Here is a 16,367-nt window from a genome sequence, read left to right as displayed (position 1 = left end):
CCTTTGAGATATTGTTTCTGGTGATCGGCCTGACGGTGGTGAAAACCGGCATCGCCTTCGCGGTCAGCCATGTGCGCCGCCACCTCACCGGGGCGGCTCTGCGTTTTGCCACGGTACTGTCGGAAGGCAGTGAGTTCAGCTTTGTCCTGTTCGCCGCGGCGGTGGCGGCGGGCACGCTGAGCAAGAGCCTCGCCGCGGAGGCGACCCTGGTGGTGGCCCTCTCGATGATGGTGGCGCCGGTGCTCTTCGCGCTGACCGAGCGCTTCGCCATACCGAAGCTGGATGCCAAAAAGCAGCAACGCCCCTACGACAAACTGGACGATGTGGAAGCCGCGCCCGTCATCATTTGCGGCTTTGGCCGGATGGGCCAGATCGTCGGGCGGGTGCTGGCGATGCAGAAAATCCGCTTCACGGCACTGGACCGCAGTTCCGCGCAAGTAGATGTGGTCCGCCGGTTCGGCGTGAAACTATTCTATGGCGACCCGGTCCGCGAGGAAGTGATGCGCTCAGCCGGCGCGGAAAACGCGAAAGTGCTCGTGATCACGCTGGACGATATGGAAGGCTGCCTGGCCGTGGCGGAGATGGTGCGGCGGAAATTCCCGCATCTGCGTGTGGTGGCCAGGGCCCGCAACCGCCGCCACGCCCATTTGCTGATGGCGGCGGGAGTGGATCTGTTCGTGCGCGAGACATTTTTTTCATCGCTGAGACTGACCGAAATCGTACTGGAAAAGCTGGATGTACCCGAAGCGCAAGCCAAGCGCGCGCTTGAGCTGTTCCGAAAACACGACGACCAGGTTCTGCATGAAACCTATGCTTATGGAAATGACGAAGGCAAGATCATTCAGACCGTGCAGGATGCCAGCCGGGAATTGCAGGATCTGTTCGAAACAGATCAAACCGACCTGGATGGCGGCAAGAAAAACACGGTCGCCTGACCCATAGCGGCCCGATCATAAAGCCTGAGCGACCGCCTTGAAGATCTGCGCCGGCAATGTACCACCCAGCAGATCCTTACCTGGGGAATTATCGTCGTTGCCAAGCCAGACGGCGATAATATCGCCCTTGGCGTAGCCGACGAACCAGCCATCCCGGTAATCCTGCGTGGTGCCGGTCTTGCCCGCTGTATAGATCCCCGGGATGAAAGCCGCCTTGCCGGTGCCTGACGTGACGACGGCGCGCATCATTCGCGCCACCGCGCGCGCATTCTCCGCCGGCACGGCCGGCTCCGGCGGCACGACAGGGACAGGCACGCCATTGATGGCGGTGACACCATAAGGCGTCACCCGTCTGCCACCATTGAAAAAAGCGGCATACGCACCGGCGAGTTGCAACACACCCACCGCGCCAGTGCCTAAAGCCATGGTGGCGTCCTTGGGAAAATGATCATCCAGCCCAAGCGAGCGCGCCACCGCAATGACCCGGCGCGGCCCACCGGCGCGCAACAGGATACGAATGGCCGCTGTATTCATGGAGTCGGCCAGCGCCTGGGTCAGACTCACCGCGCCACGATAAACATGTTCGTAATCATGCGGACGGTAGCCATGTAGATTAAGCGGCGCATCCAGCACCATGCTGTCCGCAGGCATGCCCGCCATCAGCCCGGCCAGCCAGACCACGGGCTTGATGGCCGAACCAGTCTGGCGCCGCGCGAGCACGGCACGATTATACCCCTCGCGGTTCCCCACGCCGCCCACCAGCGCCCGTACAGCGCCGCTATCTGCCTCCAGCACCACGATGGCGCCTTGGGAAACATGGTATTGTGCGCCGTGTTCGACGATGGCGGCATCCAAAGCCGCCTGAGCGGCGGTCTGCAGACCGGGGTTCATCGTGGTGGTGAAACTGACATCCTCGCCTTCGGGAATGGAGGCCGCCTCGTGCTGCATGGTCCAGAGCGCGAACCAGGACGTGCGGGAGACGGGCGAAGCGGCATCCGCCAATTGGGTCATGGCTTCGCGTGCCCGCCCGGAAGAGATGACGCCCGTGGACACCATGGCATCCAGCACCTGGGTGGCGCGGTTGGCGGCGGCCTGAGAGTTCACCAACGGGTTGAGAGCCGATGGCGCCTTGGGTAACCCAGCCAGAATAGCGGCCTGAGCCAAGGTGAGACGCGAGGCGGAGCGGTTGAAATAGAGCCGCGCGGCGGCATCGACGCCATAGGCGCCTTCTCCCAGATAGACACGGTTGAGATAGATGCCCAGAATCTCGCGCCGGCTGTAATGATGCCAAAGCCACAAAGCCAGGAAAGCCTCCTGCACCTTACGCCGCCATGTACGTTGATTGCCCAGAAACAGGGTTTTGGCCACTTGCTGGGTCAAGGTAGAGCCCCCCTGGACCACGCGGCGATGCAGAATATCCGAGACCAGGGCGCGAAAAATCCCCTGACCGTCGAAAGCGCCATGCTTGGCGAAACGCCTGTCCTCGATGGCGATGAAAGCGGCCGGAACATAAGAGGGCAACTGGCCGGGCAACACCACATTGCCCGAGACATCTCCAAACCGCGCCACCAGATGCCCGGCGGGATCCAACAACCTAATGGCCGGGCGCCGGGTCTGGGTAACCGCGACGGAAGGGTTTGGCATGTCCCAGGTGAACCACAGAACGGTCAGCCCTGTTCCCACCGTGCCCCAGATGGCGAACATGATCAGCATCCTAGCCACTTTCCAAGCGTAGCCCAGGCGGTGGATCAAGACAGGCGGCGGTTGGAAACGTCTTCGCATCGCCCCCGTGCTGCCAAGCCAAGCCGTGACACGTCAACCAGCGTTTGACCGGCGCGCCAGAACCGCTAAACAGGCCCTGCGCGGGCGTGGCGAAACTGGTAGACGCAACGGACTTAAAATCCGTTGGAAGCAATTCCGTGCCGGTTCGATTCCGGCCGCCCGCACCAGCCACGCACCGTCATCCAGCATTTTCTCCCGCCGCGCCGACACGCGAACAAAAAGGCGGCGCGATCTGGTGATCGACTTTGTGGACTATCCAATACCTGACGGCGTTTCAGATGGCCGCCTTTGCTCGCCCGACGATCACGCGAGTGTGAAGTTTCAAAAAATTGATTTAATTACAAAAAATGATATATTAATTTCGGTTAAACGTTCCTTGGATGGAATTAAGTGGCTGACTGGAACGGCAAAAAGATGTTCACTTGGCTAGCCCGGCCTGGCTCCAAGCTATTTCGCCAACGCAAAGCCGCTACAGCGGTGGAGTTTGCCTTGATCGGCAGCTACACCATTCTCTTCTCGATGGGGTTCATGATGATGGGCATCTGTCAATTTTGGCAGATGACACTGAACGATGCCGTGCGTAACGCCACGCGGCAACTACTGCTGGGCAACATCACGTCCGAATCCCAGTTCATCACCTCCGTTTGTTCCGAGTTCGGCCATGTGGCCCCGTGTGGAAGCAATTCCCTGCAAGTTGAAATTCAGGCCAACACCACCGGCTTGACCTTCGCGGGTATCACCGCGGCCAGCGTCAACAGTTCCGGCCAGCTCTCGCCGAACGGCGGCTTTCCGGCGATGCCGTTTTCAACCGGTCCCGTACCGGTTCTGGTCCAGGTGGCATACCATTTACCTCCCTGGCTGGATTTTCTGCCTTACCTGCCGTTCTCCGGCAAAACCATTCCCGCCCTGACGGTGCTGCTGACGGGAAACCCCACATCGGCCCTGATCTCGGCCGAAGCCGTCCTGGTCCCATCCTCATGAGCCGCCTCCCACTGCCGCCATGCGGCTTCCGGTGGATCCGCCTTGGCGAAAAGGGTGTCGCCGCGCTCGAATTCGCCATCATCATGTCGTTTTTCCTGGTGGTATTCATCGGTTCCTTCCAGGTTCTCACCCTGCTGAGAACATCCGACAAGCTCAACCAACTCACCGGAAACCTGGCACAAGCCGTATCGGAGGAAAGTCCCGACGGTTCCGCCATGTCCGCAACCACATTGAGGGATCTGTGCTATGGCGCGGTGAAGGGGCTGCAACCCTTTGGCGCCACCGGCCTCGTCATCAACATAGCCAGCGTGACGGAAACGACCGTCGGCACCACCGTGGAGTATTGGGAGCAAGATTTCACCGGCCCATCCTGCACGGTTTCGGCTAGCCAGGCCATCGGCGATACCGAAGCCTGCGGGCTGGCCACGGCGGACCATACCGGTGGCATGCTGCCTTCATCCAGCGGCGCGATCGGGGATAACGCCATCATTGTCCAAGCACAATTGACTTATCCGGGGCTGGTCGGGCTCTGGCTGACATCGAGCCCGACCTTGACCCAGACCGTGCTGACGAGATGGGCTTATGCCTCCACCAGCACCAAACTGACGGAAACCGGCCTGACGACCTCCTCCATCCCCTGCCAAAGCTGAAAATGCGTCAATCTCTCCATCGGAAAGGAACCATCCCGTGCGCTGCTTGAGATTTTCCGGCGACCGGCGGGGCGTCACGGCCATTATTTGGGCCCTGCTCCTCCCCACGATGATTATCTCCATCGGCGCGGCGGTGGATTATGCCCGCGTGGCGGCGGAGCGGGCCCAGTTGCAGACCGCCGCGGATCAAGCCGCCCTTGCCGGAGCGGGAACATATGGAAACGACCTGGATGGCGCCAACGCCGCCAGTGTCGCGCAAGCGGCATTCAACGCCAGCTTCAAGGGCATCGCCAACCAAGTCACACTGCAACAAGGCCAACCCACCATAACCGTGGGCTGCACGGGCTCGGATTCATCCGTCTGCGGCACCAATACCAGCAATGTCACGATGGGGAGCGGCGCCTGCTCCAAGGGTACTTATTGCGTGACGGTCACCGCCACGGCGCAGCAGACCAACTCCGTCATCTATTTCAAACCGCCTTATGAAAACATGAGCGTCACCGCGACGGCGCAAGTCACGGCGGGAAGCTCGGCCTCGTCGGCCGGCACGACAAGCGAGTTCGCCGATTTCGCGCAATCCTACTATTCCGGCGGCAATTATTATTATGGTAGCGGCGGCAGCCAGATGCTCGGTTCACATACATCCGGCATCGGCCTCGGTACCCCTTCCTCTGGGAGCAGTGATTCAGGCAATGCCTATTTTCTCGATGGCCTGAACAATACCGCGCCAACAGCTTATGATTACGACTCACTCGCCAGCCCATCTTATGGCTATGGAGGCTGCTCCAGCGGCCAAAGCTTCTCGCAGGACAGCAACGACGTTTACAATGTTCCCACCGATATTTTTTATTGCAGCATGACGCTGGGAAGCGGCGAAGACGATGAGCTATATTACATAGACCCGTCTTCAGGCTCATCCTGGCTCAAGGTGACCAATAGTGTCACCGTCTCCCCGAGAACGACCATCTGCCCGGAAAACCTGTCCTATGGCAGCTATAGCGGCACGGATGTGAGCATTTCCACGACATGCGCCTCGGGCAGCTACAAAACCGCGAATTACACGCCCATTTATCTGGGTGGCTCACTCGTTTTGAATTATTCGGTGGATGTCACCCCCTCCACCAGCAATACGGGGATGATCACATTCGTCAACGATGAATATGACAATGTGGCGATGCTGGATAATGGCGCCCAGATAAGCGAATACGCCGTTGCCTGCGCCAATGGCTCGACCAGTTGCAGTTCCAGCAACGCTTATAAAGGCACCTCCTTGTCCTTCACGGGACCTGGCACATTAACCTCGCACGACACCTATATCACGACCATTACCGTGGATAACGGCATCGACACCGCCTGGACGGAACAGGAGGTTTTCGCGGTGAAATTCGTACAATCATGCACCGGTTCAGGCTGGAATAAGGTCTGCGGCTCGTCGAGTTCGACCAAGACGGAAACCGTAACCGTTGCCGGCGGCTATGACGCGAGCGGCAATGCCACCGCCCAATATCACAATGTCGCCAAAACGTTATCGACCTATTCTCCATCGGCTTATGCGAGAGACCCGAGCACGGACACAAATGGCGTGGTGACAACCAATTCCACGACCGGCGAACCCAACGACGCCTATGGCCTGCTCGACCAGGATTGCAAGAACAACTACGCTGTCTCGGGCAGCATCGGCGGCACCAAATCCGTGGGTGGCAGCGTCGCGCCCCTTACAGGTCTGAGCGGTCTGACCGATATTTTCGCCATGACTACGGATGCGCCGCCCAGCAGCACACCGCCAAAAGCGTATAATTTCACCAACCCGAATTATGGTTACAGCTATGTCAACCAAGACGAGCAAGGTTCCGCCCTGGAGACAGAAACCGTTTATTTTTGTGGCAACGGTCCCAGCCTGAAGGTTTCCAGCGGGTCCGCGACCGGCGTCACCGCGACCGCGACGAGCGGCACCGGGGCGACCTTAACGAACTGACCAAGACCGGCATGCGTTTGAATCGCCCCCGAATCGTCAAGGGGAGCCTGAAATTTATAGAAAAAACAAAGTAGAAGGCCATTATGGGCGGCAGATCCGGCTGGCCGCGCGGCGGGGCGAAAGATTGCATTTTGTCCCGTTCCAGGACAGGTTGACAGGCTGCTTTCGTGCAAATGGACAGGCGTGGCCGAACGGAGCGATGTGCAGCGCGGAGGGAAGACGGGCGTACATTTGATCCGACGAATTGTCTGACGGTCGATGGCACCCTTGTTCTACTTCATCGACCATACGAAGAGCATACCGGCCACGGCCGAGGCGTCCAGGAAGGAAAAATTGATGACTCGAATCAGGTCCATGAATCTGCGGCAGAAATTAATGACGGCAGAAGACGCCGCCGCGCTGATTCCCCCCGGCTGCACCGTGGGCATGAGTGGCTTCACTGGCTCCGGCTACCCCAAGGCCGTGCCACAGGCCCTGGCCAAGCGGATCGAGGAAGCCCGCAAGGTGGGCAACCCGTTCCGGGTGAAGGTCTGGACCGGCGCCTCCACCGGCCCGGAGCTGGACGGCGCGCTGGCCAAAGCCGATGGCATCGAGTTCCGCCTGCCCTTCAATTCAGACCCCATCGCACGCGAGAAAATCAATAAGGGCGAGATGGAATATCTCGATATGCATCTGAGCCAGGTGGCGCCGATGGCTTGGCAGGGCTTTCTCGGCAAGCTGGATGTCGCGCTGATCGAAGTGGTGGGTATTACCGAGGATGGATCGCTGATCCCCTCCTCCTCCGTCGGCAATTCCAAAACCTGGGTGGACCGCGCCGACAAGATCATCATCGAGGTCAATCATTGGCAGAACGAGGCCCTGGAGGGCGTGCACGATATTTATTATGGCACCGCCCTGCCCCCCAACCGCGTGCCCATTCCGCTGATCCGCCCGGATGACCGAATTGGCCGCACCACCCTCAAATGCGATCCTGAAAAAGTCATCGCGGTGGTGGAAACCCATTCGCCGGATCGCAATCTGCCCTTCGCCAAGCCCGACGCCACGGCCTATGCGATTGCCGGGCATCTCATCGAGTTTCTGGAACATGAGGTAAAGCTGGGGCGGCTCCCTGAGAATCTGCTGCCATTGCAATCGGGCGTGGGCAATATCGCCAATGCCGTGCTGGCCGGACTGAATGAATCACGCTTTGAGAATCTCACCGCCTATACCGAGGTAATCCAGGATGGCATGCTGGACATGCTGGATAGCGGCAAGCTGCGCCTGGCCTCCGCCACCGCCTTTTCGCTCTCCCCCACCGCGGCGGAGCGGATGAACGACAATATGGCGGAATATCGCAAGCACATGATCCTGCGCCCGCAGGAAATCTCCAACCATCCGGAACTTGTGCGCAGGCTGGGCTGCATCGCCATGAACGGGCTGATCGAGGCCGATATTTACGGCAATGTGAATTCCACCCAGATCATGGGGTCGCGCATCCAGACCGGCATTGGCGGATCGGGCGATTTCGCGCGCAACGCCTATGTGTCGATCTTCGTAACCCCTTCCACCGCCAAGAATGGCGCCATCTCCTCTATCGTGCCACTGGCAGCGCATGTCGACCATATCACCCAGGATGTGCAGGTGATCGTGACCGAGCAAGGGCTGGCGGACCTGCGCGGGCTCAGCCCCAAGCAGCGCGCCGCCGTAATCATCGAGAATTGCGCCCACCCCGATTATAAGCCGATGCTGAAGGATTATTTCCACCGGGCGCGGGAACATTCCTATGGGCAGCAATCTCCCTGCCTGCCGGGCGAGGCATTGTCCTGGCATCAGCGCTATATCGATACCGGCACGATGCGCGCCTGAGAGACCGATAGCAGGCTTAACAAGCCCCGCATCCTCCGGTAGCGTTGCAAAAGCCGCCAGAAATGGCGGGCGAAACATTGCCGGAGGGCGCCATGCCAGTGTTTTCCATCGCCCGCCGCCCCCTGCTGCGGGCGTCTCTTGGTGGTGTGCTGGGCCTGCCGCTGGCCGCTGGCGCCCGTGCCAGCCAAACCCGCTCACCAGACCCGGCCAGGCTGCGAAAAGCCATCACCGAAACCGACACTCTGACACGGCGCTTACAGGCCGGTTCAGGCATTCCTGGCATCGCCCTGGCCATCGTACAGGGTGAGAAACCGCTTTTCGCCAAGGGGTATGGCGTGCGCGAAGCGGGCAAGGCAGGAGCCGTGGATGCCGACACCGTGTTCCAGCTGGCCTCCATCTCAAAACCGCTGGGCGCCACGGTGGTGGCACATCAGGTGGGCATCGGCAGCCTCGCCTGGAATAGCCGGATGCAAGACCTGCTGCCCTGGTTCAGCCTTTCCAGCGCCAGGGCCACCCGGGACCTGACCATCGCCGATCTTTATGCCCACCGTTCCGGCTTGCCGGACCATGCGGGAGACGAGCTGGAGGAGCTGGGTTACGACCGGATGGAGATCCTGCGCCGGCTTCGCTACCTGCCGCTTGAAGGGTTCCGTACCCATTACGCTTATACGAACATGGGCATCACCGCCGCCGCGCAGGCCGTGGCCGAAAAAGCCGGGCTGGCATGGTCCAGCCTCTGCGAAACCGCTCTCTATCAAAAGCTGGGGATGAACCGCACGACCTCCCGGTTCCCGGTATTCGAGGCCATGGAAAATCGTGCCGTGGGCCATATGCCGGAAGCAGGGCGCTTTGTGCCGGCGCCCGTGCGCGACCCACAAGCGCAGTCTCCCGCCGGCGGGGCCAGCTCCAGCGTGAATGACATGGCGAAATGGATATCGCTGATCCTGGGGTTGGGACGCTATCGAGGCGAGCAGATCGTGGCGGCGGATGCCCTTGCCCCCGCCCTCACCCCGCAAATGCAAATAAGCCCAGCGCGGGACGGCCACCCTGCCTCCTATTACGGCTTTGGCTTCAATGTCGGCACCAGCGACGGCGGTTATAAGATGCTCAGCCATTCCGGTGCCTTTCTGCTGGGAGCCGCGACCAACGTGATGATGCTGCCCGCTCTTGGCCTGGGGATTGTGGTGCTGACCAATGCCTGGCCGGTCGGCGTGGCGGAAGCCATTGGGCTGACCTTTCTGGATTACGTGCAGTTTGGAGCGCCGCAAAAGGATTGGATGAAGGTGATCGCTCCCGTCTTCGCGCAAATGCGGGCGCCGCAAGGCGCATTCGTGGGTAAGCAGCCACCGGCCAACCCCATGCCCGCCCAACCCCTCTCTGCTTATCAAGGCATCTACCGGAATATCTATTATGGTCCGCTGACTGTCTTGGAGGAATCCGGCGGCCTTGTACTGCAAGCCGGCCCCAGCCATGTGCGCCTTCCCTGTGAGCATTGGGAGGGCGATGAATTCGCCATTTACCCGAGGAATGAAAACGCTCCCCCCGGCTCGGCTTACAAGGTTAGCTTTTCAGGGCATCCCGCCACACGCGTCACGACCGATTTCCTCGACGAGGCCGGAATAGGCGGCTTCACACGATGATTTATGCCCGCCCAAACAGCCAGACCGGACAAGCCCGGGCGTTTTCTCCCGCCAGGGCTCAGCTTTGGCCTTGAACCCTCCGGGCTTTCCGGCAAGACTGCATGAATGTGCGTGACGTCAGGACGCGTCTTTCATTGAATGGCCCGATCGGCAAAACAGGTTCCGCCCATGGCTGACACCAAGCCGCAAGCGCGCCACTCCGCCCCGGCAAGGCGCGGGCAGGCTCATCTCACCTGGCTGACGACATCTCTCGTCCTGCTGGCGGCCCTCGCCCTCTGGGAACTGGCGTCCGTTCTTCAACTCTTTCCGCCGATCGCCCTGCCGCCGCCCAAGGCGGTCTGGAACGCCTTCGTCATTCTGTTCACGCGTGGCTATGGCGGCCATACGATCTGGCTTGATATCGGCGTCAGCTCCCTGCGCGTGGCCATTGGCTTCCTGGGAGCCATTGCCATCGGCGTGCCGCTGGGCCTGCTGATGGCGCGGGTGGATTTCATCTTCCGTATCATCGACCCGTTCCTGCAATTCATCCGCCCGGTGCCACCGCTGGCTTATATTCCCTTGCTGGTCGTGTGGTTTGGCATCGGCGAACTGCCGAAGATCCTGCTGATTCTCGTCGGCACGATCCCGGTGATCATCATCGGCACCATTTCCGGCGTGAAGGCAACGCCCCCCTTGCGCCTGGCGGTGGCACGCACGCTCGGCGCCAGCGAACGGCAGATTTTCCGTCATGTGATTCTGCCTTCCGCCCTGCCGGAGATTTTCACCGCCGCGCGTGTGGGAATCGGCGTGGCCTGGACCTGCCTTGTGGCCGCCGAGTTGATCGCCGCCGATCAAGGGCTGGGCTGGCTGGTGCAATATGCCGGGCAGGCCTTGCAAGTGGCCGTGGTGATCGCGGGGATCATTGTCATCGGCATTCTGGGTTATGCGATGGAGCTGGCGATCCGACTCCTGGAAAGCCGCACCGTGCCCTGGCGCGGACGGGAATGAGTTCAAACGACAAAGGGGGCAACATGTTGAAACAATTTCTCCAGGCCGGCTTACTGAGCGTCAGCGCCCTGGCCGCCACGGCCATGCCGGCGCTAGCGGGCAAGCCGAGCATCGTCATCGGTTACGAAAATAATGGCGCCGATCCCTATATGGTCACCCAGGGGCTGGGGTTGTTCCAGAAAGACATGGACGCCAATGTGACCATGAAATTCTTCGATTCCGGCCCGGCGGCAATGAGCGCGCTGGCCTCCAATTCCCTGCAATTTATGTGCGGGCTGGGCATTCCACCTTTTGTTGCCGCCATTTCGCAAGGCTTGCCGCTGGCGATCATCTATAACCAGGAACGCTATACCAGTGCTGCTGGCATCGTGGTCCGGCCGGGCTCGGGCATCGATTCCATCGCGGACCTGAAAGGCAAGAAGATCGCCATCGTCCAAGGGTCGCAAGCCAGCTTCGAACTGGCGACCTTTTTGAAAGAGGCCGGTGTGCCCTTCGATTCGGTCCGGCAGGTGAATATGTCCCCACCGGAGATGCGCGTGGCCTACACCACCAAATCCATCGATGCCGCCATCGTCTGGGACCCCGTGTTCGACGCGCTGCGCGCCGATGGCGCCACCGTGTTGAAAACCGACGCGGACCTGCCGCGTGACGCCTCCTCCTACAATGTCTGCATCGCCAACACGCACTGGGTGAAGGCACATCCGGAACTCGCGGTGCAGTTCGTCACGGCGCTGGATGCCGGGGTGGCCTATACCAAGAAGAACCCTGAAAAGGCGCTGAGCATCATGGCCCAGCAGGCGGGACTTGATGAAAAAACCGCCGCCGCCGAGCTGAAGGGCTATGAAATCTTCTCCGCCGCCGACCAGACCACCCCAGATGTGCTGGGCAACGGCGAGTGCAGCGCCACTTCCGCCACCACCAAGACACTGGCCAACACCGCCGCCGTGCTGCTGAAGATCGGGCGGATCATGACACCGCTGGACGATCCCGCCAAAGCGGTCGATTCAAGCTTCGCCGCCTCGGCGGCGAAATAGGCGATGGCCCTTGAGATCGAGCGCGTCACCAAAATTTTCAACGGCCAGCAAGCGCTCGACGAGGTATCGCTGCGAGTCGAGACGGGCTCCTTCCTGACCATCCTCGGTGCCTCGGGCTGCGGCAAATCCACCCTGCTCAACATGCTGGCTGGGCTGGAGACACCCAGCACCGGGCGGATCATGCTGGATGGCGAGTCGGTGAACAGCCCAGGGCCGGACCGGGTGGTGGTGTTCCAAAAGCCCGGTCTGTACCCATGGCTGAGCCTGCGGGACAATGTCGCCTTCGGGCTGCGCATGCGTGGCGCCAGCAACATCCCCTGGCGGGAAGTGGACCGAGTCATCGAACTGATCGGTCTGAGCGGCTTCGAGTCTCATCGCCCTTATGAACTTTCCGGCGGCATGCAACAGCGCGTGGCCATCGCCCGGGCATTGGTGATGCACCCGCGCGTGCTGCTGATGGACGAGCCCTTCGGCGCGCTGGATGCGCAAACCAGGGAGAACATGCAGAATTTCCTGACCGAATTATGGGAGCGAATCCACGCTACCGTGATCTTCGTGACGCATGACATCGACGAAGCGATCATGCTGGGCTCCCGGCTGGTGGTGATGAGCGCGCGACCGGGGCGAATCAGCCTGGATTCCACCGTCCCGCTCGGCCGGCCACGGAATTGGGACATGACCACCAGCTCCGAATTTCTTGAACTCAAACGCGCCGCGCGCCGGATTCTCGCCGGAGAAACGCTTTGAGCTCCTCCACCCTTGCCTCGGTGGGGGGATTTGGCTTAACGGTGGAGCGCGCCGAGCGGGTGTAGCTCAATGGTAGAGTCCCAGCCTTCCAAGCTGGTTGTGCGGGTTCGATCCCCGTCACCCGCTCCATTTTATCTGATGTTTCATGTTTGAAGCCAATGCCGCTTTCCACCACGAAACACCAGCTAAACAGAGCCGGGTACTTGACATTCGGCGCGCCAGCGTGTGGAAGGCGCATTCCATGCTGGTACGGATAGGGGCGTAGCTCAATTGGTTAGAGCGCCGGTCTCCAAAACCGGAGGTTGAGAGTTCGAGACCCTCCGCCCCTGCCATCCCACCCGGCACGTTCGCAGTTATGGAGTTTGGTCCGTCTTGGCGTTCAACGTGTTGAAATTCGCGCGCGAGGTCCGCACCGAGGCATCCCGCGTCACATGGCCCTCAGGCAAGGAGACGGTGCAGGTCACCGGGCTCGTGCTTGCCATGGTGGTTGCCACAGCTCTGTTTTTCCTGGCGGTTGACGGCATAATCGGCGCCGCCATGCGCGCTTTGTTCGGCGCCGGAAGTTAAGGAATTTTCGATGGCCAAGCGTTGGTACGTCCTGCATGTCTACTCCGGTTTCGAGAAAAAGATCGCCCAGCAGATCAAGGAGCAGGCTGATCTGAAGGGCTTTGCCGATCATATCGGCGATATCGTGGTGCCGACCGAGGAAGTGACCGAGGTACGCCGCGCCCAAAAGGTAAATACCGAGCGCAAGTTCTTTCCCGGCTATGTCCTCATCAACATGGACATGACCGACGATACTTGGCATCTGGTGAAGGATATTCCCAAGGTCACGGGGTTTCTGGGCAGCCGTAACAAGCCGAGCCCGATCACCAATGCCGAGGCTGAGCGGATCATGAAACAGCAGGAGGAGGGCACCGAGCAACGCCGCCCGGCTGTGATCTTCGAGGTGGGCGAGCAGGTACGCGTGGCCGATGGCCCCTTCACCAGCTTCAACGGCGTGATCGAGGAAGTGGACGAGGAAAAAGGCAGGGTCAAAGTCTCCGTGTCCATCTTCGGCCGCTCCACCCCCGTGGATCTGGAATACGCCCAGGTGGAGAAACTCTGATAGACTTGTAATTCGACACACGGGGCTTATGTCTGCTCCGGAATTTTTGAGAGCATGCTAAGTGTCGGATAATATCCAATCCTCTTCCCGGCGCCGCCTCCTGGTTGGCGCCGGACTTGTCATTGCGGTCATCGCGCTATTGGTTTGGCTGGTGCATTATGTCCTGGTCGGCCAGTATCTGGTCAGCACGGACGACGCCTATATCGCGGCCGATTCCAGCCTGATCGCCGCCAAGGTCAGCGGCTACGTGACCGATGTGGCGGTCAATGAGAACCAGTCTGTCTCCAAGGGGCAATTGCTGGTACGCATCGACCCGCGTGATTACGAACATACGCTGAATGCCGCCAAGGCTGGTTTGGGCAGCGCGCAAGCCGAAGTGGCGAATGACGAAGCCCTGCTCTCTCTCCAGCAGGCGAAAATCGCCGCCGCCCAGGCCGCCGTGCAAGGCGACGAAGCGAAGCTGACCTTCGCCACGCAAAACCAGCGCCGTTATGCGACGCTCTCCGCCAAGGGGGCCAGCCCCGTGCAAACCGCCGATCAGGCCGACACGGACCTGGAAACCGCCCGCGCCGCGCTAGCTTCCGACCAGGCCGAATTACAAGCCGCACAACGCCAAGTGGACGTGCTCCAGGCACAATTGCAAGGGGCCAAAGCCACCGTGGCCCAAGCCCAGGCGCAAGCCGCCCAGGCGCAGCTTAATCTTGAACACACGGATATCCGCGCCCCGTTCGACGGTGTGGTCGGCAACAAAACCGTGGTCGTGGGAGACTATCTGCAGCCCGGTACGCAGATCATGGCCGTGGTGCCGCTGTCCCAGGTTTACGTGCTGGCGAATTACAAGGAGACACAGATCACCCATATCCATCCCGGCCAGAAAGTACGCATCCATGTGGACGGCTTTCCCAGCCTGAAGGTGCGTGGCCATGTGAATAGCATCTACCCCGCCTCCGGCCAGGAGTTCGCTCTGTTGCCGCCTGACAACGCCACTGGCAACTTCACCAAGATCGTGCAGCGTGTACCGGTGAAGATCCTGATCGACCTAACACCGAAAGAGATTGGCAAGCTCAGGCCGGGCATGTCCGTGGAACCGGAAATCGACACGCGCAGCGGGCAATGATCGAGGGTGGCGCGGAGACCATTCCGCTCAAGAACAAGGTTGCCGTCGCGGGGGCATTGCTGGGCGCCTTCATGGCGGTGCTCAACATCCAGGTGGTCAATACCTCCCTGCCCGACATTCAAGGGGGAATCGGCACGGGGCTGGATAATGGCGGCTGGATTTCCACCGCCTACCTGATTGGCGAGATCATCGTCATTCCGCTTTCGGGCTGGCTGGCTAGCGTGTTCTCCTTGCGGCGCTATCTCATCGCCAACACCATCCTGTTCCTGCTCTTCTCGGTGGCTTGCGGGTTATCTTCAACCTTTCCAGAGATGGTGCTACTGCGCGCCTTCCAGGGTTTCACCGGCGGCGTATTGATTCCGCTGGCATTGGTTTGCGTCATGATCTTGCTGCCGCCGAGGGCGCGGCCCGTGGGCTTTGCGATGTTCGCCCTCACCGCCACCTTCGCGCCCGCCATTGGTCCGACCATTGGCGGCTGGATCACCGACGCCTATGGATGGCGCTATATCTTTTTCCTCAACCTCATGCCCGGTGCCTTCATGCTGCCCGCCCTGCTCTGGGGCCTCAAATCCGAACCGATGCATCTGGAGCGGCTTTGGCATGGCGACTGGTTCGGCGTGTTCACCATGGCGATCGGGCTTGGTGCCCTGCAAACCGTCCTGGAAGAAGGCAACAAGGACGACTGGTTCGGATCCGTCTTCATCACCCGCTTATCGATCATTTCCGCGATCACGCTGATCTTGTTTCTGTTTCAGGAATTGCGACCGGGCAACAAGGCCCCGCTTGTCAATCTGCGCCTGTTCACGGCTTGGAATTTCGGCTTCTCCTCCATTTCCAACTTCATGCTGGGCTTCGTTCTGTATTCGGCGGTCTATCTCATTCCGATCTACCTAGCCGAGGCACATGGCTATAGCGCCCAGCAATCCGGGTTGGTGATGGCCTGGATCGGCCTGCCACAGCTCCTCATCATTCCCTGCATGCCCTGGCTGATGCAACGCATCGACCCGCGCCGCCTGCTGTCCTTCGGTTTCCTGCTGTTCTTCATCAGCCTGTTGATGAATCTGCGGCTCGGCCCCAACGATAGCGGCCCACAGCTTCTCATTCCCAACCTGATCCGCGCTGTCGGCCAGGCCATGGTTTTTCCGCCGATCACCATGATCGCCACCGCCGGCATCTCCGCCGCCGATGCGGGCTCGGCCTCAGCCCTGTTCAACATGCTACGCAATCTCGGCGGAGCGGTTGGCATCGCCATGGTGGAAACCTTCGTCACCAACCGTGAAAAATTTCATTCCTTCATCATCAATCAGCATGTGAGCCTGTTGGAGCCCGCAACGAGAACCCGCATTGATGCGATGCAGCATTATTTTCAGGCTCACGGCATGTCCGATCCGGACGACGCCCGCCGCCAAGCCATCATCCTGCTGGGCAAAACCATAAGGCAACAAGCCAATTATTTCGCATATGGCGATGCCTTCGGGTTGCTGGCCCTGGGCATGCTGATCGCCTTGGCGGCATCTCTCTTCATTCGGCGCCCCAGCGGCCCCGCGGCCCCTGGCGGACATTGAA

General features: G+C 60.4%; 14 protein-coding genes and 3 tRNA genes. 16 read left to right on the top strand and 1 reads right to left on the bottom strand.

The genetic code is table 11. The features are described from left to right. Positions 1 to 935: NAD-binding protein (locus tag AB7D48_RS15985; RefSeq protein ID WP_427981217.1), on the top strand; the 935-nt coding region annotated here is incomplete at its 5' end. Between the two features lie 15 nt (positions 936 to 950). Here AB7D48_RS15985 and AB7D48_RS15980 read toward each other — a convergent pair. Further along, complete coding sequence (locus AB7D48_RS15980) at positions 951 to 2,639, bottom strand: transglycosylase domain-containing protein (protein WP_427981215.1); 1,689 nt, start codon at positions 2,637 to 2,639, stop codon at positions 951 to 953. 158 nt (positions 2,640 to 2,797) lie between these two features. Here AB7D48_RS15980 and AB7D48_RS15975 point away from each other — a divergent pair. From AB7D48_RS15975 to AB7D48_RS15905, 15 genes are all read left to right on the top strand, one after another. Continuing rightward, positions 2,798 to 2,884, top strand: a tRNA-Leu gene (locus AB7D48_RS15975). 247 nt (positions 2,885 to 3,131) lie between these two features. After that, positions 3,132 to 3,698 carry a TadE/TadG family type IV pilus assembly protein gene (locus tag AB7D48_RS15970; protein WP_427981213.1) on the top strand — a complete coding sequence of 189 codons (567 nt, stop codon included), beginning with the start codon at positions 3,132 to 3,134 and terminating at the stop codon, positions 3,696 to 3,698. Then, the gene (locus AB7D48_RS15965) at positions 3,695 to 4,348 is read left to right on the top strand and encodes a TadE/TadG family type IV pilus assembly protein (RefSeq protein WP_427981211.1); all 654 of its coding nucleotides are present in this window, start codon (positions 3,695 to 3,697) and stop codon (positions 4,346 to 4,348) included. The genes AB7D48_RS15970 and AB7D48_RS15965 overlap by 4 nt, the downstream gene beginning before the upstream one ends. 37 nt (positions 4,349 to 4,385) lie before the next feature. After that, entirely contained in the window at positions 4,386 to 6,323 is a 1,938-nt protein-coding gene (locus tag AB7D48_RS15960; protein WP_427981209.1) for a TadE/TadG family type IV pilus assembly protein, read from the top strand. 336 nt (positions 6,324 to 6,659) lie between these two features. Beyond that, on the top strand, positions 6,660 to 8,168 hold the full coding sequence (locus AB7D48_RS15955) for an acetyl-CoA hydrolase/transferase family protein (protein WP_427981206.1): 1,509 nt from the start codon (positions 6,660 to 6,662) through the stop codon (positions 8,166 to 8,168). 62 nt (positions 8,169 to 8,230) lie between these two features. Next, entirely contained in the window at positions 8,231 to 9,808 is a 1,578-nt protein-coding gene (locus tag AB7D48_RS15950; RefSeq protein ID WP_427981203.1) for a serine hydrolase, read from the top strand. Positions 9,809 to 9,976: 168 nt separating this feature from the next. Then, positions 9,977 to 10,795 (top strand): ABC transporter permease, encoded by an 819-nt coding sequence (locus tag AB7D48_RS15945; RefSeq protein ID WP_427981201.1) that lies wholly within the window; start codon positions 9,977 to 9,979, stop codon positions 10,793 to 10,795. A gap of 23 nt (positions 10,796 to 10,818) precedes the next feature. Continuing rightward, on the top strand, positions 10,819 to 11,829 hold the full coding sequence (locus AB7D48_RS15940) for an aliphatic sulfonate ABC transporter substrate-binding protein (RefSeq protein WP_427981199.1): 1,011 nt from the start codon (positions 10,819 to 10,821) through the stop codon (positions 11,827 to 11,829). Between the two features lie 3 nt (positions 11,830 to 11,832). Beyond that, the gene (locus tag AB7D48_RS15935) at positions 11,833 to 12,576 is read left to right on the top strand and encodes an ABC transporter ATP-binding protein (RefSeq protein WP_427981197.1); all 744 of its coding nucleotides are present in this window, start codon (positions 11,833 to 11,835) and stop codon (positions 12,574 to 12,576) included. Between the two features lie 55 nt (positions 12,577 to 12,631). Next, positions 12,632 to 12,705 (top strand) — tRNA-Gly (locus tag AB7D48_RS15930). A 126-nt stretch (positions 12,706 to 12,831) separates the two neighbouring features. After that, positions 12,832 to 12,908: transfer RNA gene (locus tag AB7D48_RS15925), tRNA-Trp, on the top strand. 40 nt (positions 12,909 to 12,948) lie between these two features. Further along, positions 12,949 to 13,143 carry a preprotein translocase subunit SecE gene (gene secE, locus AB7D48_RS15920; RefSeq protein WP_427981195.1) on the top strand — a complete coding sequence of 65 codons (195 nt, stop codon included), beginning with the start codon at positions 12,949 to 12,951 and terminating at the stop codon, positions 13,141 to 13,143. Between the two features lie 10 nt (positions 13,144 to 13,153). Continuing rightward, complete coding sequence (gene nusG, locus AB7D48_RS15915; RefSeq protein ID WP_427981193.1) at positions 13,154 to 13,684, top strand: transcription termination/antitermination protein NusG; 531 nt, start codon at positions 13,154 to 13,156, stop codon at positions 13,682 to 13,684. A 61-nt stretch (positions 13,685 to 13,745) separates the two neighbouring features. After that, complete coding sequence (locus AB7D48_RS15910; protein ID WP_427981191.1) at positions 13,746 to 14,801, top strand: HlyD family secretion protein; 1,056 nt, start codon at positions 13,746 to 13,748, stop codon at positions 14,799 to 14,801. Beyond that, positions 14,798 to 16,366, top strand: coding sequence for a DHA2 family efflux MFS transporter permease subunit (locus tag AB7D48_RS15905; RefSeq protein WP_427981188.1), 1,569 nt, complete (start codon positions 14,798 to 14,800; stop codon positions 16,364 to 16,366). Before AB7D48_RS15910 ends, AB7D48_RS15905 begins: the two co-directional genes overlap by 4 nt. Position 16,367 lies beyond the last annotated feature (1 nt).

This window comes from Acidocella sp., from assembly GCF_050253495.1.
Taxonomy (GTDB): domain Bacteria; phylum Pseudomonadota; class Alphaproteobacteria; order Acetobacterales; family Acetobacteraceae; genus Acidocella.
Note: the sequence above shows the minus strand (reverse complement) of the source record. Positions and strands in the feature narration are given on the sequence as shown.